Below are 21,690 nucleotides of genomic sequence, written 5' to 3'. Positions count from 1 at the left end.
GTCGAACGTTTCTTCTGCAAACTCAAGCAGTTCAGGCGGATCGCAACGCGCTTCGACAAGCATGCCGCCAACTTCCTCGCCGCAATCGCTCTCGCTTCAGCAAGGATCTGGATGCGCGCAATTGAGTCCGCGGCCTAGGCGGATGCTCTGGCATTTCCGGGGCGGGCGGACTATAATACCGGAGTGAGGACGAGCCTTTCGGCCCGCCCTCTTTCCTAGATCATGATGAAGACCCGGAGCCGTACTTGCCAGCAGGTCCGGGTCTTTTTCATGTCCAGGGTGATGCAAAGCGGAAAAATCCACATATCACCACCTCCGGTTTGAGAGCGAGGCTGTTCGCCACAGCCGGGGCGGCCTATCCTCCCCGGGTGCGCCGCTGGCCCGGCGCTGCTGCTTCCGCTCTCAAAACAGGAGCGGGCAGGCTAACATAAATACAATCAAAAGTCGTGTTGTGGTATTTTGCTCCTAGGAGCGTGATCAGGTGAAGTGGAAACCGGTTCACCGGTTCGATGACGCGACCGCTCAGGAGTCTGGAGCAGGCGCGATTCCGCAGGAAACGATTCTGCTCTAGGAGCGCCACGCCATCTGCTCGCAGATACCCCGGAACATCCGGGTCACCTGGGCATCGGTACCGTCATCCTTGCCGACGGTGATCGGCCGGCCGAATCGCAGGCGATACTTCGCGCGCCGCTTGTCCATCAGGCCCTGGAAGACGGTCATGTCCTTGAGCTCCTCATTCACCTGCGCCAGGGCGTAGTAGAGGACCGGCATGCGCTGGCGCACGGCGAGCGGCACCACGGGGGCGTTGAACTTGCGGGCGAGGCTGATCGCGGTGGGATGCCAGGGCTTCTCCATCAGTCGCCACTTCGCCCAGCTCCACTCCGACATGCGGCCGGACGGAAAAATCACGATGCAGCCGCCGGCCTTGAAGGCCTCCATGGCCCGGCGCAGCACATCGCGGCTCTGCATGCGCGAGCGTTGGGTGTCGCGCCATTCCACCGGGATGATGCGCTCCTCCAGGCCGGGGCAGACCCGCAGGGCGTCGCGATTGGCAAAGTAGAGCATATCGGGACGGCGGGCCTTCAGCGCGTCCCACAGGGCGATCCCGTCGGCGATCCCGCCGGGATGATTGGCCACGACCACGCAGGCGCCTTCGGCGGGCACATGGTCGAGACCATCTGTGTGCACATCGAGATCGAGATAGTCCGACGCCCAGTCGAGGCAGTCACTGCCGGAGAGGTCGGCGATGGCATCGGCCATGTAGACGGCACGCCGGTATCCCAGGAGCGGATAGCCGATCGACTTGATGACCGGCCAGAGCGGTGTGCCGATGAGACGTGGCGCACGCTCCTCGATCAGCGCGTCGACGACATGGCGGGCATCTTCGGGAAGCGGAGAGTCGGGGCTGGAATCCATCCTGTCACGAAAGCGCCGAACGCGATCCGGCGCAATGGAAAATGCCGTTCACATCCCAAAGGGTTAACGCGCTGTTTACGAATTGGCCCGGCGTTTGCGACGGGGTTGGCAGGGATTAACCCCTTGTTCACGAACGGGACACGCCATGACCGCAACCCTGACCCTGCCGGCCGGCAAGATGCGTAAGCTGGGCACGCGCCGCGCCCGCATCCAGGACGATGTGACAGCCGACTATCTGGCGATGGTGGTCAAGCCGGGCGACCGGACGATCCAGATCGGTGCAAGCGATCTGGGTGCGGTCTGTTTGCAGCGCGGTGCGCGGCACGAGATCGTGGCACCGGTCGCTGCCATCGAGTCCCTGCAGGCGGTCTGCGAACGCCGCGGTATTTCCGCTGACGCCCTGCGCGGCGGGCTGGCGGCGCGCACGGATGCCGGGGAACGCCCGATCGATGTCGCCATTTTCGGTGCCGAGACCGGTTTCCCGGCCATGGCCGCCAACTGGCGTCACGTGTCTTCCTCGATGCGGCAGGGCGGTGTGCTGGTCCTGGTCGGGGCTGAACGGGGCGCCGGCGCACGGCTCGCCGACGCTCTGGCGATGGACGAAGCCTGGGTGCTGCAGGAGCGCCGCTGCGGCGATGCAGCCGTGTTCCGCAAGGCCATGCCGGTCGACACGGCCCGCACGATGAAATCCCTGTCGGAAGCAGGTCGGCCGCGCCGGCGCGCCCGCGGCGTGAGCCGCTTCCCGCTGGCCGGCCTGTTCGACCGGATCCTGCGTCCCCGCCCGGCACGCTGACAGGCGAAATAAACGGCGTTCCGGGCGCGGAGAATTCGCCCGGACGTTGATATGCGTTGTCGCAAAACTTTCATCGAACCTGAATGCAGCAGTCACGGACGCGGGCTAACCCGGTCCTCATGACCGCTCGTGACGCTGTTTCCGGCTTTGCCGCCCTGTCCCACCCCGTTCGCCTGGCCCTGTTCCGCACCCTGTGCGATCAGGCGCCGCAACGCGCGTCTGCGGGCGAACTGGCGCATGATTTCGACATTCCGCCCTCGACGATGACCGGCCACCTGCAAACGCTGGAACGTGCCGGCCTGATCAAGGCCGAGCGCCGCTCCCGCTTCATGCTCTACTCGCTGAACCCGGAAGGCACGCGCCGCCTGGTGCGCTACTTCGTCGACGAATGCTGTCACGGCCGCCCCGAATTGACGGGCACCGATGACGAGGCCGCTGCAGCGGCCGCGCTGATGGAAGCTTCCTGAGGCGGGTCCGGGGCCGGCGCCGCCTGGTCCTTTCTGAACACGGATACTGACGCACAAAAAATCCCCGGCCTTCGAGAGAAGACCGGGGATGTTCTGTGACGTGTCGAATGGATCAGAACGGCATGGAGTAGGAGAGTGTCGCGCCCTGGACGTCCAGATAGTCGCGATTCATCTCGGTCTGATAGGCGATGGACAGGGTCGAGCCATTGTTGAATTCGTGCTCGACGCCGAAGCTCGCCTCGATCCAGAACGTGTCGAGCGAGATATCGCCGGCAGTCCCGAAGCTGACCGACGGCGCGCTTGTGAAGGCGGCGCTGTAGTACTCGCTGCCGTCACCCAGTTCCTGGGCCACGCCGAGATAGGCGATGGGCCGCCAGTTCGAGGCGCTCATCACGAAGGCCGTGCCGAGGCGGGCGATGAGGCTGTCGGTATCGCGGGCCGCGACATTGAGGCTGGCGGTGCCGGCCTGGGTGGTGAAGGCGTCGAAATCGAAGGACGCGTATTCCAGGCTGGCCGTCGGGATGATCCGCATATCGGCATCCGCGCCGGAGAGGTCATACTCGAACGTGATGCCGCCACCTGTGCTGCTGGCATCGTGCTGTGCCGTTGAACCGGTGCCCATCCCGCCCAGATTGACGGCGCGGATGGCGTCATTCTCGATCTCGGCGGTGTTCACGAAGCCGGTGAACGACATGCGCTCGCCGCGATAGCTGGCAAAGGCGGAGACTTGCGCCGTCTCGGCATCCGTGCGGATCCGGCCCAGCGTGTCGGGCGCGTCCGATTCGCTGTTCGCCAGACCCAGGGCCAGACCGGCCGACCAGCCCGAGCCCAGAGTGGCTTCCACACCGAGCAGGGTGAAGTGACCATTGAGATCGGCTTCGCCAGTGCCGTAGATGAGTTCGGCCGTGCCGTGCAGCAGACCGATATCGCCGAAGAAGCGAACCCCGCTTTCGCGATCCGCGTCGCCTTCCCCGACGCCCAGCACACGCCGGAAGAGCGATTTGGCGCCGCCGAGCGACTGCGTGTCGGCAAAGCCGTTGATCTGGCGCTCGGCCGCGTTGAGAGCTGTGTTCAGTTCACCGGCCGTACCGCCGAACTGCCCACCCAGCTGACCCATCAGGGCCGCATTCAGGGCCCCGACATGGGTGCGGGCCGTCCGGTCGAACATCACGGCTTCATACGGTGCCAGCGAGTCGAAGGCGCTGTTCAGCGTCGTGCCGCCCAGCAGGTCGAGCGGGCCGTAAAGGTCGGCCAGCGCGTCATAATCCGTGTCGCGGGCGTCATCGAGCGCTGCCGCCAGATTGGCCTGGAAGTGGTTGGTGAAACTGGTCTGGGTGAAGAATTCCTGGGCCTCGAGCGAGAAGCTGGCCTGGCCGTTGGAATAGGTCACCACCGGACGCAGCACGCCGGGCAGGTCGATCGTCTGGAATTCGCCGATCGTGGTGCCGATCACCGACAGGAAGATGCCGCCATCGCCATAGCGGGGCAGGGCGCCGCCCAGCGGGACGAAGCCGAGGCCGCCGGCGAGCGAGGCATCGCCGCTGACCCGCAGCAGGTCGGTATTGTTGGCATCGTACTCGATCACCAGCAGGCCCGCCGAGGACTGCACATAGTCACCGGCAATGCTGAGCGTACCGGTATCGCCGACCGCGCCCGGATTGATGGTGCCGGCAATGTTGAACAGCGTGCCGCGCTGGAAGGTGAGATTGCCCTGCAGCAGGTTCGGTTCGAACAGGGTGACCAGGCCGGAGCCCGTCAGCTGGCCGCCCCACAGGACGAGTTCGCGCGACAGGAGGTGACCGTCGACATTCAGTCCGCCGGCAAAGACCTCGGTATTGATCAGCGAGAACATCTGGTAGCCGTCGGCGATGTCCAGCGCCGCATTGCTGCCGCGGACGGTCAGCTTGTCGATCTCGACATTCATGTCGAGCGTCGTGGTGCCTGCGGCGTCAAGCGTGACCTCGAAGAACTGGGCCGGATTGTCGAACTCCGTGCCGATGACGCCGTAGAAATTGTCCGGCACGAAGCCGGTCGAGCCCGGGCCCGTCAGCGGACCGTTGGCATTGATCCCGGTATTGAAGGGATTGCCGTCGGCATCACGCCAGCCAAGCATGTTGAACGCGTCGGCGACGCGTCCGCTGGCCATCATGTCCAGGAAGCTCCAGTTTTCGGGCATGCCCGTGCCGGCGGCGTCGTCATCGCCGTCATATTCGCCGATATCCGTGTCGATGACATCGCCCCAGATGGGCCGGGTGCCGCCGACGCCCTCTTCCGGCGTACCGGGCAGGCCGTTGACGATCTCGCCGTCGCGATAGACGAAATAGTTCGGGTCGAGCGTCTGGACCCAGCGGGTCGGATCGCTCCACACGCCGTCGCCGCCGACGGCCGAGACGTATTTGTAGGGATTGTTCTCGGAAATGAAGTCATGCACCGAGAACAGCGGGTTGTAGTAGCTCACATCGCCATAGGTCTGGCCCGAAGCGCTGAAGAAGCCGGGCAGGAAACCGCCGGACAGCACGCCGAGAATGAGCGGATTGCCGAAGATGTTCATCGCCATCAGCGGGCCGCCGGAATCGCCGCCGCCTGTGCCGACTTCATTGTCGAGCGCGCCGCCGGGGAAATAGTCGATGCTCGGGCCGGGCAGGAGAACGGTGTCGCCGTCGAGGATCACGCCGGAGAAGCCGTCCCAGTCGGTACAGGTGATGGAGCCGCCATAGTTGAAGATCGGATCCGGGCCGCGCGTACACTCGCCGGTGCGTCCGGGCAGATCGAAATCGGTCCAGTAGAGGAGCTGGTTGCCGGCCGCGGAGGGGTCGCCTGCAGCGCCGTTCTGGGCCAGGGCCTGGAAGAAATCGCTCTGCGAGGCGAGCAGGCCGAGCATGTTCTCGCCGGCACGGCGCTTGCCGTTGATGCTGCCCGCGTCGGTGGAGCCGGGGTGGAAGGTGCCATAGCCGATCTGGTTGACCAGCACACCCTCCTCCATGACCTCGTTGGGGATCGGGCTGAACAGCATGCCATAGGTCGGCAGGGTGTAGAGCGGATCCATCAGGGCCAGCATTGCCACGTCGGACGCCGGGAAACCGAACCCGTCAACGGCGCCGTCCGGATGGATGATCGTGTCGACGGCGAAGGTCAGCCCGTTGAGGTCATCGATGAACTGGGTGCCGGTCCCGAGCCAGTTGAAGAGGGCGTCGAACGTGTCCGGTCCGTAGGCGACGATCGGCACAAAGCTGCCGCCAAACCCGTAGGCTTCCGAACTCAGGTCGTTGAAGCAGTGGGCGGCCGTCAGCACGGTCCGCGCATTCACCAGCGAGCCGGTGCAGTTGAAGAAGACCGAACCGGAATTCTGATCCCAAAGATAGATCTGGACCACCCCGTCCCAGCCGATACCGAAGTCCTGCGACCCTTCGTCGCCGACATCGTCGCGATAGGGGATGGCGCTGGCCGGGGCGATCGCCGTTGCGGCGCACGCGGTGGCAAGTGCTATGGCAGAGGCGGTGGAGCTCATCAGCGACCGCCAGGACCGTGTGTTCGGTTCCGTCATGATACGTATCCCCTCAGATTGATTCCGCGTGGCTTGCACGTCGCCGAGCAGATTAGAAAACCGGACGCGAAACGCAACCAGCCTGTTCGCACGCAGCCGTCGGCACGTGCCTGCCTCGACACGTCCGCCTGCACATACTAAGTCAGCGCCAGAACGGACGGCGGCAGACCGCCCGGCATCCATCCATCGGGAGTGAGATCATGACGCGTGAAATCCACCACTTCATCGACGGCAAGACCTTCAAGGGGTCGTCCGGCCAGTTCGGCGACGTGTTCAATCCGAATACGGGCGAGGTGCAGGCACGCGTCCAGTTTGCCACCCCCGGCGAGGTCGCGAAGGCTGTCGAGACCGCCAAGGCCGCGCAGATCGAATGGGCCGCGATGAACCCGCAGCGGCGCGCCCGCGTGCTGATGACCTATAAATCGCTGGTCGAGGCGGAGATGGACGAGCTGGCCCATCTCCTCTCCTCCGAGCATGGCAAGGTGATCGCGGATGCCAAGGGCGACCTGATCCGCGGCCTGGAAGTGATCGAGTTCGCCTGCGGTGTGCCGCACCTGATGAAGGGCGAATACACCGAGAGCGCCGGCACGGGCATCGACGTCTATTCCATGCGCCAGCCGCTGGGCGTGGTCGCCGGCATCTCGCCGTTCAACTTCCCGGCCATGATCCCGATGTGGTTCATGGGCATGGCGCTGGCCACCGGCAATGCCATGATCCTGAAACCGTCCGAGAAAGACCCGTCCGTACCGGTGCGCCTGGCCGAGCTGATGATCGAAGCCGGCCTGCCCGAGGGCGTGCTGCAAATCGTCCATGGCGACAAGAGCGCCGTCGACGCGCTGCTGCACAATGACGACATCAAGGCGGTGTCCTTCGTCGGCTCGTCGAACATCGCCCATTACATCGCGCGCACCTGCGCCGAGCAGGGCAAGCGCTTCCAGGCGATGGGCGGGGCCAAGAACCACGGCATCATCATGCCCGACGCCGACATGGACCAGGTCGTCACCGACTTCCTCGGTGCCGCTTTCGGTTCGGCCGGCGAACGCTGCATGGCGCTGCCGGTCGCCGTGCCGGTCGGCAAGGACACGGCCGACGAGTTTGTTGCGCGTATCAGGGAAGAGGCCGCCAAGCTTCGCGTGGGCGTGTCGACGGACGGGGATGCGCACTACGGCCCGGTCGTCTCCTCGGCCCACCGCGCCTCCATCGAGAAATGGATCCAGACGGGCGTCGACGAGGGCGCCGAGCTGTTGCTCGACGGCCGCGGTTTCGAACTGCAGGGCCATGAGAAGGGCTTCTTCATCGGGCCGAGCCTGTTCGACCATGTGAAGCCGTCCATGACCTCCTATCAGGAAGAGATCTTCGGGCCGGTGCTGCAGGTCGTGCGTGCCGACAGCCTAGACGAGGCGGCGCATCTGCCGTCGGAACACCAGTACGGCAATGGCGTGGCGATCTTCACCCGCAACGGTCTGGCCGCGCGCGAGTTTGCCAAGAAGGTGCAGGTCGGCATGGTGGGTATCAATGTGCCGATCCCGGTGCCGGTCGCCTACCACTCTTTCGGCGGCTGGAAGCGTTCGGCTTTCACCGACACCAACCAGTACGGCACGGACGGCATCCGCTTCTTCACCAAGATCAAGACGGTGACCCAGCGCTGGCCCACCGGCGATATCGGTGACCAGGCCTTTGTCATCCCGACGATGAACTGATCCGGCTTGCGCGGGCGCCGTCGTCAGGCGTCCGCGCAGCTCCTCGTGCGCAGCCAGTCAAGGGCGTCCTCGCGCGCGGTGAAATAGCCCGCCGTGTCCGGCAGTTCGCCGACATGATCGCGCACGCGCGCGAAATAAGTCTCAGACCAGCGGGTCGGCCGCACATAGGCAACCGGCACGCTCGTGCCGATGGCCAGCAGGAAACCCTCGATCAATTCGCCGGAGAGAAGGGGAGAGACCTGGCGTTCGGTGTCGGTGCTGTCGGCGAGGATGGCAGCGACTTCGCCGGCCTCGACCATTTCACGCACCCGTTCCGTTGCCCATCCGGCCTCGCGCCGCGTCACATGTCCATCGGACAGGACTTCCGCGAAACGCCCGTTCTCAATCAGGTTCACCCTGATCGTCATATTACTACACCCATACACATATTATTGTTCTCAAGTCTGGAGGTTACGAACGCGGTTCGCGTGTCTCCAGTATTTCAAAATTAGCCTCGCCGGATGGAACGGAAAGGTCCACACCGTTTCTTCGAACAGATAATCAAGGTGTCGCGAAAACAGGGTGTTGCGCGCAAGAGCCGCCATCCGGCCTTGCCAAGCGCGCGCTGAAGCTCGACCATGTGAGCGACTGCAGCATACCGTTAACTGTAACTGGGAGTTGCCAGCCATGGCATCCTTCGATTTCCGCACCGTTCCGCACATTCATTCGGGCCCGGGCTCGGCCGGGCGGCTGGCCAGTATCGCCGCCCCGTTGATCGGTGCGCGAAAGCGGATTTTCCTGGTTACCGACAAGGGCGTACGTGCCCTGGGGCTGCTCGATACGGCCGTCGCGGGACTGGAGGAGGCCGGCCTCACGGTCGCGATCGATGACAGCGTCGTCGCCGACCCGCCGGAAGACCGGGTTCTCGCCACGGTTAATGCGGCGCGCGAATTCGGTGCGGAACTGGTGATCGGCTTCGGCGGCGGATCGTCGATGGATACCGCCAAGCTGGTCGCACTCCTTCTGGGCACGGACCAGCCCCTGGCCGACATGTATGGTGTCAACAAGGTGCGTGGCGGCCGGCTGCCGCTGATCCTGATCCCGACGACTGCGGGCACGGGTTCGGAAGTGACGCCGATCTCGGTGGTGACGGTGGGCGAGACGTCGAAGATGGGGGTCAACGACCCCGCGCTCTATGCCGACCTCGCCGTGCTGGATGCCGCGCTGACCTATGGCCTGCCGCGGGCCGTGACGGCCGCGACCGGTATCGACGCCATGGTCCATTGCATCGAGGCCTATACCTCGAAGATCGAGAAGAACCCGGTTTCCGATGCCCTGGCCCTGGCCGGTCTGAAAAAACTGCACGGCGCGATCGAGCGCGCCTGCACCGACGGTCAGGATACGCAGGCCCGCGAGGACATGCTGCTGGGCGCCCTGCTGGCCGGGCAGGCTTTCGCCAATGCGCCCGTGGGCGCCGTGCATGCGCTGGCCTATCCGCTGGGCGGGATTTTCCACGTACCGCACGGGCTCTCCAACTCGCTGATGCTGCCGCCGGTGCTGCGCTACAATGCCGATATCGCCGACCCGCTCTATGCCGAGATGTCGGCGCATATCGGGCTGAAAAATCCCGGTGCGGTGGCCCTCGTCGAGGAGATGGAGCGCATCGCGGACGCCGTGAAGATCGAGACGCGGCTGAGCCAGGTCGGCGTCAGTCACAATGATCTGCCGCGCCTCGCCGAGGATGCGATGAAGGTACAGCGCCTTCTGGTCAATAATCCGCGCGAGATGACGCTCGACGCTGCCAAGGCCTGCTATGAGGCCGTGCTGTGATCGAGAAACGCGCCCGCAACGCCTATCCGCGCTTCCGGCCGATCCCGACGCGCTGGGCCGACAATGACATCTATGGCCACGTCAACAATGCGGCCTATTACGGCTTCTTCGACACGGCCGTGAACTGTTTCCTGATCGAGGAAGCCGGCCTGGATATCCATGGCGGCAGCGTTATCGGCCTCGTCGTCGAGACGGGCTGCAACTATTTCGCGGCGCTGGCCTATCCGGAGACGGTGGAGGCCGCCGTGCGCGTGGCCCGGATCGGCAATTCCTCGGTGACCTACCAGATCGGCCTGTTCCGGGAAGGCGAGGACGAACCGGCAGCCCAGGGGCATTTCGTCCACGTCTATGTCGATCGCGACACCCGCCGCCCGGTTAGTCTGCCCGACAAGATGCGCCAGGCCCTGGAGGCGATCCATGCGTGAGGTTGAACGCCCGGCCTGGCTGTGGGCAGCGATTGCGGTGACGCTGGTGCTGGGCCTGCTGGCGCTCGTGCAGCTCTGGCCGGCGGGCTGAGCCTTGCCCATTGACCTTCGCGGTCGCAGCACCCAAGCCTTGGCATCATGAAAACGCCGCTCGATCTCTGGCGCCAGCGCGTGGACGCGGGCAGCCTGAACCCCGATCCCGACCAGGAGCGGGCAGCAGCGGCGCTGAGCGAGCTGTCGGGTCGTCTCACAGGCTGGAAGCCGGGGGCGAAAACCCTGTTCGGCAAGACCAAGCCGGCCCCCAAGGGGCTCTATCTCTGGGGCGGTGTCGGGCGCGGCAAGTCGATGCTGATGGATCTCTTCATCGAGACCGCGCCGGTCGCGTCGCGGCGGCGGGCGCACTTTCACGAATTCATGCAGGGCGCCCATGCCCGCATCAATCGCTGGCGCAGCCTGTCGAAGGCCGACCGCCGCCGTCAGCCGGAATATGTGAAGGGCGCGGGCGAGGACCCGATCCCGCCGGTGGCGCGCAGCCTGGCAAGCGAGGCGCGTCTTCTGGCCTTTGACGAGTTCCACGTCACCGATATCGCCGATGCGATGATCCTCGGCCGCCTGTTCGAACGCCTGTTTGCCGAAGGTGTGGTGATCGTGGCCACCTCGAACCGGCATCCTGACGATCTCTACCGCGACGGTATCAACCGCCAGCTCTTCCTGCCCTTCATCGAACTGCTGAAGGACCGGCTCGATGTGATGGAGCTGGATGGCGGTGTCGATCATCGTCTGCGCCAGCTCGAAGCCGCGCCGGTCTATTACTGCCCGCTGGGCGCCGATGCCGATCACGCCATGGATCTGGCCTGGGAGCGGCTGACCTCCGGGGCGACACCGCAACGCTGTACGCTGGACGTGCAGGGACGCGAACTGGTGGTCGAGCGCGAGGTGGCCGGCGTGGCCCGCTTCACCTTCCCCGAGCTGTGCGCGCGGCCGCTCGGCGCAGGCGACTATCTCGCCATTGCCGGCCGGTTTCACACCGTGCTGCTCGACCGCGTACCGAAGCTCTCTCCGGACAAGCGCAATGAGGCCAAGCGCTTCGTGACGCTGATCGATGCGCTCTACGAGGCGCGGACCAAGCTGGTGATGAGCGCCGATGCCGAGCCGGACGACCTCTACCCGTCCGGCGACGGGGCGTTCGAGTTCGAACGCACGGCCTCGCGCCTGATGGAAATGCGCACGCATGAATACCTGGCGGCCGAGCGCGTCGAAAACGCGGCCGAATAGGCCGGTTTGTGCTTTGCTGCGGGCCGGGGCGGTGGCAGAGTTTGCGCCTGCCAATCCCGAGGGGGAGCGCCATGCGCAGCACGATTACACGTAGTTTCGGTCTGGCCGGGCTGTGCCTGGTGGTGGCGTGCGGACCGTCGCAGACGGCCGAACCGGCCGGGGAGACCGCCACGGAAGCCGGCGCGGCGGCCGAGCTATTCGTGCACGAGGCCGGGTTCGATGCCTTCGGCTATTACATGGCGGACCAGGACCGCATCTTCGGCGACTGGCGTCTGCACCACATGTTTGTCGGCGACAGCATGATGTTCGATGCGTTCGAGGCGGCCGGCGAGCCGGCCGATGAGGCGCCGGTCTGGCTGGAATTCTGGCCGGTCGATGGCGAGACGGCGGTCAACGAGCTGGGCCAGGAATACGCGGTCGACGCCCGCCGGGTCCGCGCAGACAGCTATGTGGTCGAGCGGGGCCGGTTCGAACTGCGGGCCGAGGATGATGTGATCGGATCCGTGCTGGTGTCCGGCATGCTGCATCCCGATGCCTTCGAGGACCTGGCCTCCGGACCTGGCTTCACCGGCGGCATGGAAGTCGCCGGCGATCTGCACCGGAATGTGTCGCTGCACTATTTCGCAGGTGACTGACGGGCTGGCCGGAACCGGACGGGCTTCCTAACTGTTGCGACAGGCAAACAGGAGACGCCCATGTCCGGCTCGATCGGTCTCGATGAAACACTGGCGGCCTATGTCCGGGCCGCCAACCCGCCCGAACACGCCGTGCTGGCCCGGTGCCGCCGGGAAACCGACGCGATGGGCGATATTTCCCGCATGCAGATCTCGCCCGAGCAGGGCGCTTTCATGCAGATGTGCACGCGGCTGACGGATGCGAAGATTGCGGTCGAGGTCGGTGTGTTCACCGGCTATTCGGCGCTCGCGACCGCGCTGGTGATGAAGGAGCGGCACGGTTCTGAAGCGCGGCTCTACGGTTGCGACAATTCCGAGGAGTACACCGCTCCTGCGCGCCGCTATTTCGAGGATGCCGGCGTGGACGATGTCATCGACCTGCGCATCGGCGAGGCCCGTGACACGCTCGAGGCCCTGAAAGACGAGATCGGCGGCCGCGCCGACCTGATGTTCATCGACGCCGACAAGACCGGCTACGACGCCTATTACGAAGCCGGTCTCGACCTTTTGCGGCCGGGCGGGCTGATCCTGTTCGACAACATGCTCTGGAATGGCGATGTCGCCGATCCCGGCCGTGTCGCCGCCGATGCCGACACGGCCGCGTTGAAGGCGCTGGCGGACAAGGTGCGCGACGATGCCCGCGTGCACAGCGCCTTCACGGCCGTGGGCGACGGTATCCTGATGGCGATGAAGCGCTAGTCGCAAACAGCGGCCCTCCCAGAGGACTGGAAAAGTAACCTTGACGTTCCATCGTGTCACCTGTAGGTAACTTGTAACTTAGAGGTGACATGGAGGGCTCAATGACTGAAATTTCCAAACTGGTCCGCATGCGCAACCGCTGCCTGGGACTGGCCGCCGTCTCGTTTCTGGTCTGGCAGCTGATGCAGGGGCTGGAAGATGTCCTGGCGCCATCGAACGCGACGTTCGGCGTGGTGCTGATCGCCGGTCTGGTCGGGATTGGCGGCTTTGTCGCCGCGATGGGGGTCTTCCTGGTCTATGCCGGCAAGGTGACCGAGACGCGGACCCAGGCGGTGATCGAGGACGAGCTGTTTGCCCACAACCAGGCGCGGGCGGTGCGCTTTGGCTATATCGCACTGATGGTGCTGGTCGCCGCCGGTTATGGCGCGTCGAGCTTCGTCGAGATTCCGTCCGGACACATGATCCGCGTTCTGATGGTGACCGGCGTGTGCGTGCCCATCTTCGCCTTCCTGTGGCTGGACCGGGCCTCCGGCGAGGAGGAGGGCGAATGACGGCGGACGGGCTGGAGAACCGGCTGCGCGAGCTGCGGGCGAGGCACGGTCTCACCCAGGCCCAGCTGGCGGAAAAGGTCGGTGTGACGCGCAAGACGATCAACACGGTCGAGAACCGGGTCTTCGTGCCCTCGACCATTCTGGCGCTGAAACTGGCACAGGCGCTTGAAGTGCCGGTCGAGGAGATTTTCTTGCTGGAACGGTGAGGTGCGGGCGGCTCGCCGGGCAAGTGTGACGTTTTCGCCGCCTTGCCCAAGCCGCCGTGCGGCGCTAGACCGCTGGCCAGCACTGGAACATCCCGAAAGAGGAGCTCTCCCCATGGCCCGAAACAAGATTGCGCTGATCGGATCCGGCATGATCGGCGGCACGCTCGCCCATATCGCCGCTCGTGAGGAACTGGGCGATGTCGTCCTGTTCGACATTGCCGAAGGCGTTGCCAAGGGCAAGGCGCTGGACATCGCCGAGGCGAGCCCGGTCTTCGGCAAGGACAGCAAGCTGGCCGGTTCCGACGACTATGCCGCCATTGAAGGCGCCGATGTCTGCATCGTCACCGCCGGTGTGCCGCGCAAGCCGGGCATGAGCCGTGACGACCTCTTGGGCATCAATCTGAAAGTCATGAAGGCCGTCGGCGAAGGCATCGCCAAATACGCGCCGAACGCTTTCGTGATCTGCATCACCAACCCGCTCGACGCGATGGTCTGGGCGCTGCGTGAATTCTCCGGCCTGCCGCACAACAAGGTCGTCGGCATGGCCGGCGTGCTGGACTCGGCCCGCTTCCGCCACTTCCTGGCCGACGAGTTCGCCGTGTCCGTCGAAGACGTCACCGCCTTCGTGATGGGCGGCCATGGCGACACGATGGTGCCGCTGCTGCGCTATTCCACGATCGCCGGCATCCCGGTTCCGGACATGATCGAGATGGGCTGGTCGACCCAGGACAAGATGGACGCCATCGTCGACCGCACCCGCAAGGGCGGCGGCGAGATCGTGTCGCTGCTGGGCACGGGCTCGGCCTTCTACGCTCCGGCGGAAAGCGCCATCGACATGGCGGTGTCCTACCTGCGCGACAAGAAGCGCATCCTGCCCTGCGCCGCACACCTGACCGGCCAGTTCGGCCAGAATGATCTCTATGTCGGCGTGCCGGTCGTGATCGGCGCCGGCGGTGTCGAGAAGATCGTCGAGATCTCGCTCAATGAAGACGAGCAGGCGATGTTCGACAACTCGGTCGACGCCGTGAAGGGCCTCGTCGAGGCCTGCAAGGGCCTGGAACCGTCGCTGGGCTGATCGCGTCCGCGACAGACCGACATGACAGAGCCGCCGGTCATTTGGCCGGCGGCTTTTTCATGCCCGCAATGCGTTGAGATCAGAAAATGCCTGCGGTCAGCGGTCCGCCGGTATTCAGGCGCATCAGCTCGAAGCCGAGAATGAGGAGGAGGCTCTGCCAGGCGAAGGGCACCCACATCAGCACGCCGGCGGGCCGGGAGCCGCGTCCGGCAACCCAGACGGCAAACACCGTGAACACCCACATGCCCAGCGCGGCGACAAAGCCCAGCGAAACGTCACGTGTCGAGAAGAACAGCCAGATCTGGGCCGGAAGGCCGATCAGGAAGAGCGCGATGAAGCCGCTCGCCAGCCAGTGGATCATCCCGGCGCCGGCGCGCTGGTTGATCCACAGCGCGATGACCACGAAGGCGGGGATGAAGAGGCCGATCAGGTTGAGCAGCGTATAGCCGGGGGTCCAGTGCGGGGCGTTCAGGCCGGTCAGCCAGGTGAAGGCGCCGGTCGCATGGATCCAGCCCGACAATCCGCCGGCCAGGCTGGACACGGCAATCAGGTAGACCAGCAGTGTCACAATGCCCGGACTGCGCTTTCCGTTCATAGCCCCAAACTCGAACAAACTACTCACCGGACATAACCTGCAAACGGCACGCCAGTTCCCTGGACATTCCGGCCCCGTTCGTGCGGCATCCTAGCCTCGTCCCGTGACATTGTGGCGCTCTGGGCGGTTATAAAGAATGCGTGTATTCATCTGACGGAATTCCGGTTGACCGGATCGCCCCAAACCCGTCGACTTTGCCCATGACCCAGACCGTTCTTGAAACCGACCGTCTCATTCTGAGACAGCCCGATCTGTCGGACTTCGAACCCTTGTGTGAGCTGATGGGGGACGAGACCGTGACCCGGTTCATCGGCGGTGTGCAGGACCCGGCGCAGGTCTGGCGATCCCTGTGCGGCATTGTCGGGCACTGGGAATTGCGAGGCTACGGCTTCTTCAGCGTGATCGAGAAGGGGACCGGAACCTGGCTCGGCCGGGTCGGACCCTGGTATCCGCATGGCTGGCCGCAGCCGGAGATCGGCTGGTCGCTGAACCGGCTCAGCTGGGGTCAGGGCTATGCATCCGAGGCCGGCGCCGCCTGCATGGACTTCGTGTTCGACACGCTGGGCTGGCGCGATGTCGTGCATCTGATCGACAGCGACAACACACCCAGCCAGCGCGTTGCCGAGCGTCTGGGCTCGCGCAATCTGGGACGGCGGGTCGAAGTCGCAGGCTTCCCCGGCATGGAAGTCGATCTCTGGGGCCAGGACGCGGCCGACTGGCGGGCGCGTTCCCGCGCATGATCTGACGACGGAGCAAAGCATGGAAATCAAGCGCATTCTCACCGTGATCGAGGGCAGCGAGCAGGATGAACCGCTGCTGCGTCAGGCGCTGGCCCTGGCTATCCGCCATGATGCGCGGCTGGACGCGCTGTTCGTGCGGCGCAATGCGGCGTCCGGTGGCGATTTTCTCGGCGACACCTTCTCCACCTACGGCATGGAGACGGTTCTGGAAGCGCTCGACGATGCAGCGGCGGAAGCCAGCGTGCGAGCGCACGAGGCATTCGAGCGGGTTGCCGACGATGCCCCGGCCAGCCGGCTGGGCCGTCTGGCAGAATTCGTCGGTCTGCCAGAGGCGGCTCTGGCGCAGGAAGGCCGGCTGAGCGACCTGGTGGTCATGGCCCTGCCGGACGGCGACAGCGCCCGCCATCAGTTGAGCGCCATCAAGATTGCCGCCTGCGAGAGCGGCCGACCGCTGCTGCTCCTGCCGGCCGGACGGGCGCCGGACGCGCCGCTGGACAAGGCGATGATCGCCTGGGACGGATCGCTGGAAGCTTCGCGCGCCGTAGCGGGATCACTGCCCCTGCTCGAAATGGCCGCGTCGGTGAAGGCGGTTCATGCCGGCACCGATCACGAGGACGCAGCCCAGCTGTCACGTCTGGCGAATTATCTCGACCGGCACGGGGTTACCGCCTCGACCGAAACGCTGGCGCTGGATCACCGCTCGACCGCGCGCACGCTGATCGAGGCAGCCAGCGCAGCGGATATCGATTTCCTGGTGATGGGCGGTTTCGGCGCGCCGGGCTGGCAGTATGCGCTGGGGCGTGACGAGACGACGGCGCTGCTGAAGGGCACCGACTTCGCCATTCTCATGGTGCACTGAGCGGGATCAGTACCAGCCGGCCTCGCGCAGTTTGGGAGCATAGGTGCGGCTGACGGGGACCTCGACGCCATTGGCCAAGGTGAGTGTCGCCCGGCCGTCGCCGCGGCTGACCCGTTCGACAGCATCGCGGGCCACCCACCAGGAGCGGTGTGTACGGGCACCGTCCAGCGTCTCGACGGCGGCAATGGCATCGCCCAGCCGCATCAGGATCAGACCGTCGCCCGCCTCGGTGTGCACGCGCAGATAATGATCCTCGGCCTGCAGGGCCAGAAGGCGCGACCGGCGCAGATGGGGCGGCAGTTTCTCGGTGAGCGCCGGGCCGGGTGCGGCTGTGCCGGTATCCGTGCCCTCGCCCTGGCCCTCTCTGGCCCGCTCCAGATAAACCGAGACCAGGGTGACGGCGACCGAGACCACCCAGACCATGAAATAGACCATGGGAAGCTGGATGATCCGGAAGGCCGGACCCATCACCGCCTGCAGGATGATGACGGCGGTGCTGACCGGGATGGCGACGAGCGTCGACAGGACCAGGCTCAAGAGAAGCGGTGTCAGATCCGGATAGATCCGAGCAAGCCAGGCGGTGAAAACCCGTCCGCTGATCCAGCCGATCGCCATTAGCCCGGTCCAGTACAGCCAGACCCCCGGGACGCCGAGATTGTGGCTGTCATAGGGGCCCAGGATCGACATCAGCGTGCCGACCGCGAGGATGACGCCGATCGTCGGCAGGGTCTTGCGGATCTGTTCGGTTGAAATCATGCCGGTCATTCACGAAGCGCGAATGAACACCTAGCGCAATTCGCGCAGCCCGGCAGCCCGTTTGCGCAATCCGTGTTTCGCGGCTTCGCACGGCGCGTCATCCCTGTTGGCAACCCCGGCACAGAGCTGGACCAACAGGGAGACACACATGATCACGATTTCGACGCTCGTACTGGCCGCCGCGACGGCGCTCACGGCAGCCCAGACCGGCGAGGCCGAGCTGACGGTGTCCGTGACCGGCATCCAGCAGGCCGGCGGCCAGCTCGTCGTCGGGCTCTATGCCTCCGGCGAGGACTGGGATGCCGGCAATGCCGCGGCCGGCCAGTATGTGCCGGTCGAGGGCGACAGTGTCAGCTTCACTTTCGCCGACCTGCCGGCCGGCACCTATGGCATCAAGCTCTATCACGACGTCGATGGCGACGGTGACATGGATACCAATCTGATGGGCATCCCGACCGAACCCTTCGGCTTCTCCAACAATGCCCGCGGCCGCTTCGGCCCGGCCAGCTGGGATGATGCCGTTTTCACCGTCGAGCCGGGCAGCAACGCCCATGCTCTGGATCTGCGCTAGGGAGGCCGTCATGCAGACAAGCCGCAGGGAAATGCTGTCCATGCTGGCCGCCGCGGGTGGCGCGGCAGGCCTGTCGGGGCCGGCCTTCGGTCTCCTGTCGACCGATCCGGTCCTGGCCGCCTTCGAAGCGGCCGCGGCCAATGATCCATGGACGCTGGGCATGGCCGACGCGCCGGCCGAAGGCCGTGACGCGGTCGCCGAGCGTCTGCAGGGCCGTCTGCCCTCCGGCCTGTCCGGCGTCCTGCACCGCAACGGACCGGCGCGCTTCACCCGTAATGACTGGCGCTATCGCCACTGGTTCGACGGTGACGGCATGGTCCACGCTTGGCGGCTGACGCCGGGCGAGCCGGTCACCCACCAGGCCCGCTTCGTGGAAACGCGCAAATGGCTGGCCGAAGAGGATGCCGGCCGCTTCCTGATGCCGACTTTCGGATCGGTGCCGCCGGACAGCCAGGGCATGCGCGGTCCGGACGACATGAATGCAGCGAACACGTCGGTGATGATGATCGACGGCGCGCTGATGGCGCTGTGGGAAGGCGGCTCGGCCTGGGAGCTGGATCCGGACACGCTGGAATCCCGCGGTGCGAAGATCTGGGGCGAGGGGCTGGCCGGCCTGCCCTTCTCGGCCCACCCGAAAACCGATCCGGACGGGACGATCTGGAATTTCGGCCAGGCGCCGATGCAGGATGCGCTGGTGCTCTGGCATATCGGTGCCGACGGGCAATTGCGCCGCGCCGACATGGTCGGCGATGTGCCGGGCGGCATGATCCACGACTTCGCCGTCACCGACCGCTCGCTGGTTTTCCTGGTGGGCAATCTGATGTGGGACCGGGCGCGCCTGCCCTATCTGGACAGTTTCGCCTGGGATGACAGCCGGGCGATGCGCGTCGTGGCGATCGACAAGGCCGACTGGTCGCAACGCCGCGTGTGGGATCTGCCGCCGGGCTTCCTGTTCCATATCGGCGGTGCCTGGGAAGAGGCCGATGGCACGATCCGCGTCGATGCGGCCCTGTCCGACAATGCCCGTTTTGCCACCGAGGGCGCCCGCGATGCCATGCGCGGCCATGTGCGCCCGGAGACCGACAGCACCAGCCGGATGCGGCTGGTCACGCTGCGGTCCGGCGGCCGGTTCGAGCAGGCTGAATTCGCCGACAGCTATGCCGAGTTCCCGCAGATCGATCCGCGCTTTACCGGCCTGCAGCGCCGCCTCACCTGGCATGTCGGCTGGTCGGACAACCAGCTGCGCGGGGCGTCGCAACTGGTGCGCCGCGACCTGGCGTCCGGCGAGACCCACCGCTTCGACTTCGGCAGTGACATCGTCGTCGAGGAGCCGCTCTTCATTCCGGCGAGCGATCGGGCGCAGGAAGGCGAGGGCTGGCTGGTCCATACCGCGCTGAACAAGCGGGCCCGGGCGAGCGAGCTGCATGTCTTCGATGCCCGGCGTGTGGATGACGGGCCGGTGGGCAGCTGGCGTCTGCCCTATGCCAATCCGTACGGCTTCCACGGCTGCTGGCGTTCGCTCTAGGAGGCGATGATGGATCTTGGTGCCTTTGCCGCCGCCCCGGCGGTGATCCAGCTGCACGCAATCTGCGCCACCGGGGCGCTCGTGCTCGGGGCGGTGCAGCTGGCTGGCCCCAAGGGCACGCTGCCGCACCGGACGCTGGGCGTGGTGTGGGCGGGGCTGATGGCCGTCACTGCGGTGTCGGCCCTCTTCATTCACGAGATCAATGAGGGCGGGTTCTCGCCCATCCATCTCTTCGTCCCGCTCACCCTGTTCGGTCTGGTCGGGCTGGCGCGTTCGATCCAGACGCGCCGGTGGCGCCGGCACCGGACCATTGTGATGAGCCTCTATTTCGGTGCGCTGATCATTCCCGGCCTCTTCACTTTCGTGCCGGGACGGCTGATGCATGACATGTTTCTGGCGGGGCCGGCCGGGTGAGCGATTGACGGGGTGCAGCTGGCTTGCCACCTTCGCGTGCAGCGAGTGGAGCCTCTCATGAAACGCGTCCTGTCCTGTCTTGCCGTGCTCATCCTGAGCGCTGTCTCCGCCCCCGCGTTCGCCCAGCGCACCGTGATGGTCGAGGTGTGCAACGAGACCGGCTTCCGGGTTGCCACGGCCGCGGCCTACCGGACCGGGCCTTCGCAGGACCGGACGCTGCAGACCTGGTTCCTGGTCGATCCGGGCGAATGCCTCGATGGCGGTCTCAACGGTGTGATGGGCGACAGCGTGGATCTGCATGTGATGTCGGGCGAGTGGTTCTGGCCGCGCGGCGAAGGCGATGCGGTGTGGTGCGTTCCCGCCTCGTCATCGACATCGCTCGCGACGGCGGAGCCCTGTACGGCCGGACGCGTGCCGCGCGCCTTCCGCTCGACCCCGATCGAGATAACCGGCCAGCGTGGCCCCGGTGGCCGCAATGTCGGGCGCGTGCAATGGCGGATCGCCTGTGACGGGCTGGCCGCTGACGATGCGGCCCTGTGTCCCGGTGCGCCGCTGGATGCGCAGGGTCTGGCGCGGCCGGTCCGGACGCTGGAAGTGTGCAATCTTGTCAGCCGCGATATCGAGATTGCGGTTCTGGAAGCGATGCCGGACGGGAATTTCGCGCTGGACGGTTTGCATACCCTGCCGGCGGAGGGTTGCGCGGATGTCTATCGCGGCTTTCCGCAAACCGACACGCTGATGGTCGCCGAGATCGGTGTCTTTTATGAACGCCAGGAGGGGCAATTCTGCCTGCCGCTTCCCGATGACGGGGTCGAGCGCGTGACGTCGGAGACGTGCGCCGGGGGCGAGGCACCGGTCGGGTACCGCCTGCACGGTTTCGGGGAGCGCACGGCACGCTATACCGCCTATATCGGCCGCTGAGCGGGCCGGTATTCGCGCCTCGGGCGTAGTCGCTTGCGGGGCACGCCCGGCTTGGGCATGGTCCGTCCGACAGGATTTCCGGGGGGAAAGATGGACAGCGCCGGCGGAACCGCCAATGCGGAACGCTTCATGCCCGACTGGCTGGTCGGCGGTCTCTTGCGCCTGGCGCTGGTGCCGGGCCTGTGGCTGTGGGGGCGGGCACATGCGGCCGCCTGGCCCGGGGTCGATCCGGCCCTGATCCATGCCGCCGAAATCTGGTCGGTTCCCATGATCTCCGCGGCGCATCTGGCACAGATCGCCGTCTGGGGGACGCAGATCTGCGCCGGCCTGCTGCTGATCGGCTTCCTGACGCGCCTGGCGGGACTGGTTCTGCTGGCCGCTGCCGGCGTCTATGCGGCCTGGATTGCGCCTGAGGCCTGGCCGGCGACGGCCGTTTTTGCGGCGGCGGCCTTCTACCTGTTTGCCCGGGGCGGCGGCGCCCTGTCGGTGGACGGGGCCATCGTGGCGACGACACGCTAGAGCCGGGGCGCCTGAGACGGGGACGCGTTTTCGAACAGCAGACCGGTCCCCGCTTCTGCTGAAGCGGCGCGTATTCATAACTTATGCGTGCGGGGTGTGCAGTAAACACCGGCTAACCCAGTCCCCGTTAAGGCTTGTTCTGCATTTGAATCAAAG

Annotated in this window: 23 protein-coding genes and 1 pseudogene; 19 read left to right on the top strand and 5 right to left on the bottom strand. The window is 65.7% G+C overall.

The window, feature by feature from the left end; all coding sequences use genetic code 11:
- Positions 1-138: pseudogene (locus ABJO18_RS01810) on the top strand (IS5/IS1182 family transposase); the annotation flags it as partial.
- Positions 139-567: 429 nt separating this feature from the next.
- On the opposite strand, the gene ABJO18_RS01805 reads toward ABJO18_RS01810, so the two are convergent.
- A complete protein-coding gene (locus ABJO18_RS01805) occupies positions 568-1,416 on the bottom strand; it encodes a 1-acyl-sn-glycerol-3-phosphate acyltransferase (protein WP_348509247.1) in 849 nt (282 codons plus the stop codon).
- 145 nt (positions 1,417-1,561) lie between these two features.
- On the opposite strand from ABJO18_RS01805, the gene ABJO18_RS01800 reads away from it, so the two are divergent.
- Positions 1,562-2,209, top strand: coding sequence for a hypothetical protein (locus ABJO18_RS01800; RefSeq protein WP_348509246.1), 648 nt, complete (start codon positions 1,562-1,564; stop codon positions 2,207-2,209).
- Between the two features lie 119 nt (positions 2,210-2,328).
- Positions 2,329-2,676, top strand: coding sequence for a metalloregulator ArsR/SmtB family transcription factor (locus ABJO18_RS01795; protein ID WP_348509245.1), 348 nt, complete (start codon positions 2,329-2,331; stop codon positions 2,674-2,676).
- Positions 2,677-2,788: 112 nt separating this feature from the next.
- Here the strand turns inward: ABJO18_RS01795 and ABJO18_RS01790 are convergent, their stop codons facing one another.
- The gene (locus ABJO18_RS01790; RefSeq protein ID WP_348509244.1) at positions 2,789-6,220 is read right to left on the bottom strand and encodes an autotransporter domain-containing protein; all 3,432 of its coding nucleotides are present in this window, start codon (positions 6,218-6,220) and stop codon (positions 2,789-2,791) included.
- A 200-nt stretch (positions 6,221-6,420) separates the two neighbouring features.
- Here ABJO18_RS01790 and ABJO18_RS01785 point away from each other — a divergent pair, with 200 nt between their 5' ends.
- Positions 6,421-7,920 (top strand): CoA-acylating methylmalonate-semialdehyde dehydrogenase, encoded by a 1,500-nt coding sequence (locus tag ABJO18_RS01785; protein WP_348509243.1) that lies wholly within the window; start codon positions 6,421-6,423, stop codon positions 7,918-7,920.
- 23 nt (positions 7,921-7,943) lie between these two features.
- On the opposite strand, the gene ABJO18_RS01780 is transcribed toward ABJO18_RS01785, so the two are convergent.
- Positions 7,944-8,327 carry a hypothetical protein gene (locus ABJO18_RS01780; protein ID WP_348509242.1) on the bottom strand — a complete coding sequence of 128 codons (384 nt, stop codon included), beginning with the start codon at positions 8,325-8,327 and terminating at the stop codon, positions 7,944-7,946.
- 259 nt (positions 8,328-8,586) lie between these two features.
- Between ABJO18_RS01780 and ABJO18_RS01775 the strand changes: the two genes are divergently transcribed.
- The 8 genes from ABJO18_RS01775 to mdh all read left to right on the top strand — a co-directional run bounded on the left by ABJO18_RS01775 (position 8,587) and on the right by mdh (position 14,634).
- The gene (locus tag ABJO18_RS01775) at positions 8,587-9,729 is read left to right on the top strand and encodes an iron-containing alcohol dehydrogenase (RefSeq protein ID WP_348509241.1); all 1,143 of its coding nucleotides are present in this window, start codon (positions 8,587-8,589) and stop codon (positions 9,727-9,729) included.
- Complete coding sequence (locus ABJO18_RS01770; RefSeq protein WP_348509240.1) at positions 9,726-10,154, top strand: thioesterase family protein; 429 nt, start codon at positions 9,726-9,728, stop codon at positions 10,152-10,154. Before ABJO18_RS01775 ends, ABJO18_RS01770 begins: the two co-directional genes overlap by 4 nt.
- A 138-nt stretch (positions 10,155-10,292) precedes the next feature.
- Complete coding sequence (gene zapE / locus ABJO18_RS01765; protein WP_348509239.1) at positions 10,293-11,429, top strand: cell division protein ZapE; 1,137 nt, start codon at positions 10,293-10,295, stop codon at positions 11,427-11,429.
- 71 nt (positions 11,430-11,500) lie between these two features.
- The gene (locus ABJO18_RS01760) at positions 11,501-12,064 is read left to right on the top strand and encodes a hypothetical protein (protein WP_348509238.1); all 564 of its coding nucleotides are present in this window, start codon (positions 11,501-11,503) and stop codon (positions 12,062-12,064) included.
- Positions 12,065-12,124: 60 nt separating this feature from the next.
- On the top strand, positions 12,125-12,802 hold the full coding sequence (locus ABJO18_RS01755; protein ID WP_348515703.1) for an O-methyltransferase: 678 nt from the start codon (positions 12,125-12,127) through the stop codon (positions 12,800-12,802).
- A 101-nt stretch (positions 12,803-12,903) separates the two neighbouring features.
- Positions 12,904-13,353, top strand: a complete 450-nt coding sequence (locus ABJO18_RS01750; RefSeq protein ID WP_348506888.1) for a hypothetical protein — start codon at positions 12,904-12,906, stop codon at positions 13,351-13,353.
- Entirely contained in the window at positions 13,350-13,559 is a 210-nt protein-coding gene (locus ABJO18_RS01745; protein WP_348506889.1) for a helix-turn-helix transcriptional regulator, read from the top strand. The genes ABJO18_RS01750 and ABJO18_RS01745 overlap by 4 nt, the downstream gene beginning before the upstream one ends.
- Before the next feature lie 112 nt (positions 13,560-13,671).
- The gene (mdh, locus tag ABJO18_RS01740; protein ID WP_348506890.1) at positions 13,672-14,634 is read left to right on the top strand and encodes a malate dehydrogenase; all 963 of its coding nucleotides are present in this window, start codon (positions 13,672-13,674) and stop codon (positions 14,632-14,634) included.
- Between the two features lie 79 nt (positions 14,635-14,713).
- On the opposite strand, the gene ABJO18_RS01735 is transcribed toward mdh, so the two are convergent.
- A complete protein-coding gene (locus ABJO18_RS01735; RefSeq protein ID WP_348506891.1) occupies positions 14,714-15,229 on the bottom strand; it encodes a tryptophan-rich sensory protein in 516 nt (171 codons plus the stop codon).
- Positions 15,230-15,429: 200 nt separating this feature from the next.
- On the opposite strand from ABJO18_RS01735, the gene ABJO18_RS01730 reads away from it, so the two are divergent.
- On the top strand, positions 15,430-15,969 hold the full coding sequence (locus tag ABJO18_RS01730) for a GNAT family N-acetyltransferase (RefSeq protein WP_348506892.1): 540 nt from the start codon (positions 15,430-15,432) through the stop codon (positions 15,967-15,969).
- Between the two features lie 19 nt (positions 15,970-15,988).
- Positions 15,989-16,828: a universal stress protein gene (locus ABJO18_RS01725; RefSeq protein ID WP_348506893.1), complete on the top strand. Its 840-nt coding sequence runs from the start codon at positions 15,989-15,991 to the stop codon at positions 16,826-16,828.
- 6 nt (positions 16,829-16,834) lie between these two features.
- Here the strand turns inward: ABJO18_RS01725 and ABJO18_RS01720 are convergent, their stop codons facing one another.
- Positions 16,835-17,584 (bottom strand): LytTR family DNA-binding domain-containing protein, encoded by a 750-nt coding sequence (locus ABJO18_RS01720; RefSeq protein WP_348506894.1) that lies wholly within the window; start codon positions 17,582-17,584, stop codon positions 16,835-16,837.
- Between the two features lie 148 nt (positions 17,585-17,732).
- Here ABJO18_RS01720 and ABJO18_RS01715 point away from each other — a divergent pair, with 148 nt between their 5' ends.
- The 5 genes from ABJO18_RS01715 (at position 17,733) to ABJO18_RS01695 (ending at position 21,534) form a co-directional block, all read left to right on the top strand.
- Entirely contained in the window at positions 17,733-18,155 is a 423-nt protein-coding gene (locus ABJO18_RS01715) for a DUF2141 domain-containing protein (RefSeq protein WP_348506895.1), read from the top strand.
- 10 nt (positions 18,156-18,165) lie between these two features.
- On the top strand, positions 18,166-19,680 hold the full coding sequence (locus ABJO18_RS01710) for a carotenoid oxygenase family protein (protein ID WP_348506896.1): 1,515 nt from the start codon (positions 18,166-18,168) through the stop codon (positions 19,678-19,680).
- Positions 19,681-19,689: 9 nt separating this feature from the next.
- Positions 19,690-20,094, top strand: a complete 405-nt coding sequence (locus tag ABJO18_RS01705) for a DUF2306 domain-containing protein (RefSeq protein ID WP_348515702.1) — start codon at positions 19,690-19,692, stop codon at positions 20,092-20,094.
- Between the two features lie 57 nt (positions 20,095-20,151).
- Positions 20,152-21,015, top strand: a complete 864-nt coding sequence (locus ABJO18_RS01700) for a hypothetical protein (RefSeq protein ID WP_348506898.1) — start codon at positions 20,152-20,154, stop codon at positions 21,013-21,015.
- A gap of 90 nt (positions 21,016-21,105) precedes the next feature.
- Positions 21,106-21,534 (top strand): TQO small subunit DoxD, encoded by a 429-nt coding sequence (locus ABJO18_RS01695; protein WP_348506899.1) that lies wholly within the window; start codon positions 21,106-21,108, stop codon positions 21,532-21,534.
- Positions 21,535-21,690: the final 156 nt, after the last annotated feature.

Source organism: Maricaulis sp. (assembly GCF_039978735.1).
GTDB lineage: Bacteria > Pseudomonadota > Alphaproteobacteria > Caulobacterales > Maricaulaceae > Maricaulis.
Note: the sequence above shows the minus strand (reverse complement) of the source record. Positions and strands in the feature narration are given on the sequence as shown.

Excerpts from the sequence above, each read along its gene's own strand:
- ABJO18_RS01805 (WP_348509247.1), bottom strand. The coding sequence starts at position 1,416 with ATGGATTCCAGCCCCGACTCTCCGCTTCCCGAAGATGCCCGCCATGTC.
- ABJO18_RS01800 (WP_348509246.1), top strand. The coding sequence starts at position 1,562 with ATGACCGCAACCCTGACCCTGCCGGCCGGCAAGATGCGTAAGCTGGGC.
- ABJO18_RS01795 (WP_348509245.1), top strand. The coding sequence starts at position 2,329 with ATGACCGCTCGTGACGCTGTTTCCGGCTTTGCCGCCCTGTCCCACCCC.
- ABJO18_RS01790 (WP_348509244.1), bottom strand. The coding sequence starts at position 6,220 with ATGACGGAACCGAACACACGGTCCTGGCGGTCGCTGATGAGCTCCACC.
- ABJO18_RS01785 (WP_348509243.1), top strand. The coding sequence starts at position 6,421 with ATGACGCGTGAAATCCACCACTTCATCGACGGCAAGACCTTCAAGGGG.
- ABJO18_RS01780 (WP_348509242.1), bottom strand. The coding sequence starts at position 8,327 with ATGACGATCAGGGTGAACCTGATTGAGAACGGGCGTTTCGCGGAAGTC.
- ABJO18_RS01775 (WP_348509241.1), top strand. The coding sequence starts at position 8,587 with ATGGCATCCTTCGATTTCCGCACCGTTCCGCACATTCATTCGGGCCCG.
- zapE (WP_348509239.1), top strand. The coding sequence starts at position 10,293 with ATGAAAACGCCGCTCGATCTCTGGCGCCAGCGCGTGGACGCGGGCAGC.
- ABJO18_RS01760 (WP_348509238.1), top strand. The coding sequence starts at position 11,501 with ATGCGCAGCACGATTACACGTAGTTTCGGTCTGGCCGGGCTGTGCCTG.
- ABJO18_RS01755 (WP_348515703.1), top strand. The coding sequence starts at position 12,125 with ATGTCCGGCTCGATCGGTCTCGATGAAACACTGGCGGCCTATGTCCGG.
- ABJO18_RS01750 (WP_348506888.1), top strand. The coding sequence starts at position 12,904 with ATGACTGAAATTTCCAAACTGGTCCGCATGCGCAACCGCTGCCTGGGA.
- ABJO18_RS01745 (WP_348506889.1), top strand. The coding sequence starts at position 13,350 with ATGACGGCGGACGGGCTGGAGAACCGGCTGCGCGAGCTGCGGGCGAGG.
- mdh (WP_348506890.1), top strand. The coding sequence starts at position 13,672 with ATGGCCCGAAACAAGATTGCGCTGATCGGATCCGGCATGATCGGCGGC.
- ABJO18_RS01735 (WP_348506891.1), bottom strand. The coding sequence starts at position 15,229 with ATGAACGGAAAGCGCAGTCCGGGCATTGTGACACTGCTGGTCTACCTG.
- ABJO18_RS01730 (WP_348506892.1), top strand. The coding sequence starts at position 15,430 with ATGACCCAGACCGTTCTTGAAACCGACCGTCTCATTCTGAGACAGCCC.
- ABJO18_RS01725 (WP_348506893.1), top strand. The coding sequence starts at position 15,989 with ATGGAAATCAAGCGCATTCTCACCGTGATCGAGGGCAGCGAGCAGGAT.
- ABJO18_RS01720 (WP_348506894.1), bottom strand. The coding sequence starts at position 17,584 with ATGATTTCAACCGAACAGATCCGCAAGACCCTGCCGACGATCGGCGTC.
- ABJO18_RS01715 (WP_348506895.1), top strand. The coding sequence starts at position 17,733 with ATGATCACGATTTCGACGCTCGTACTGGCCGCCGCGACGGCGCTCACG.
- ABJO18_RS01710 (WP_348506896.1), top strand. The coding sequence starts at position 18,166 with ATGCAGACAAGCCGCAGGGAAATGCTGTCCATGCTGGCCGCCGCGGGT.
- ABJO18_RS01705 (WP_348515702.1), top strand. The coding sequence starts at position 19,690 with ATGGATCTTGGTGCCTTTGCCGCCGCCCCGGCGGTGATCCAGCTGCAC.
- ABJO18_RS01700 (WP_348506898.1), top strand. The coding sequence starts at position 20,152 with ATGAAACGCGTCCTGTCCTGTCTTGCCGTGCTCATCCTGAGCGCTGTC.
- ABJO18_RS01695 (WP_348506899.1), top strand. The coding sequence starts at position 21,106 with ATGGACAGCGCCGGCGGAACCGCCAATGCGGAACGCTTCATGCCCGAC.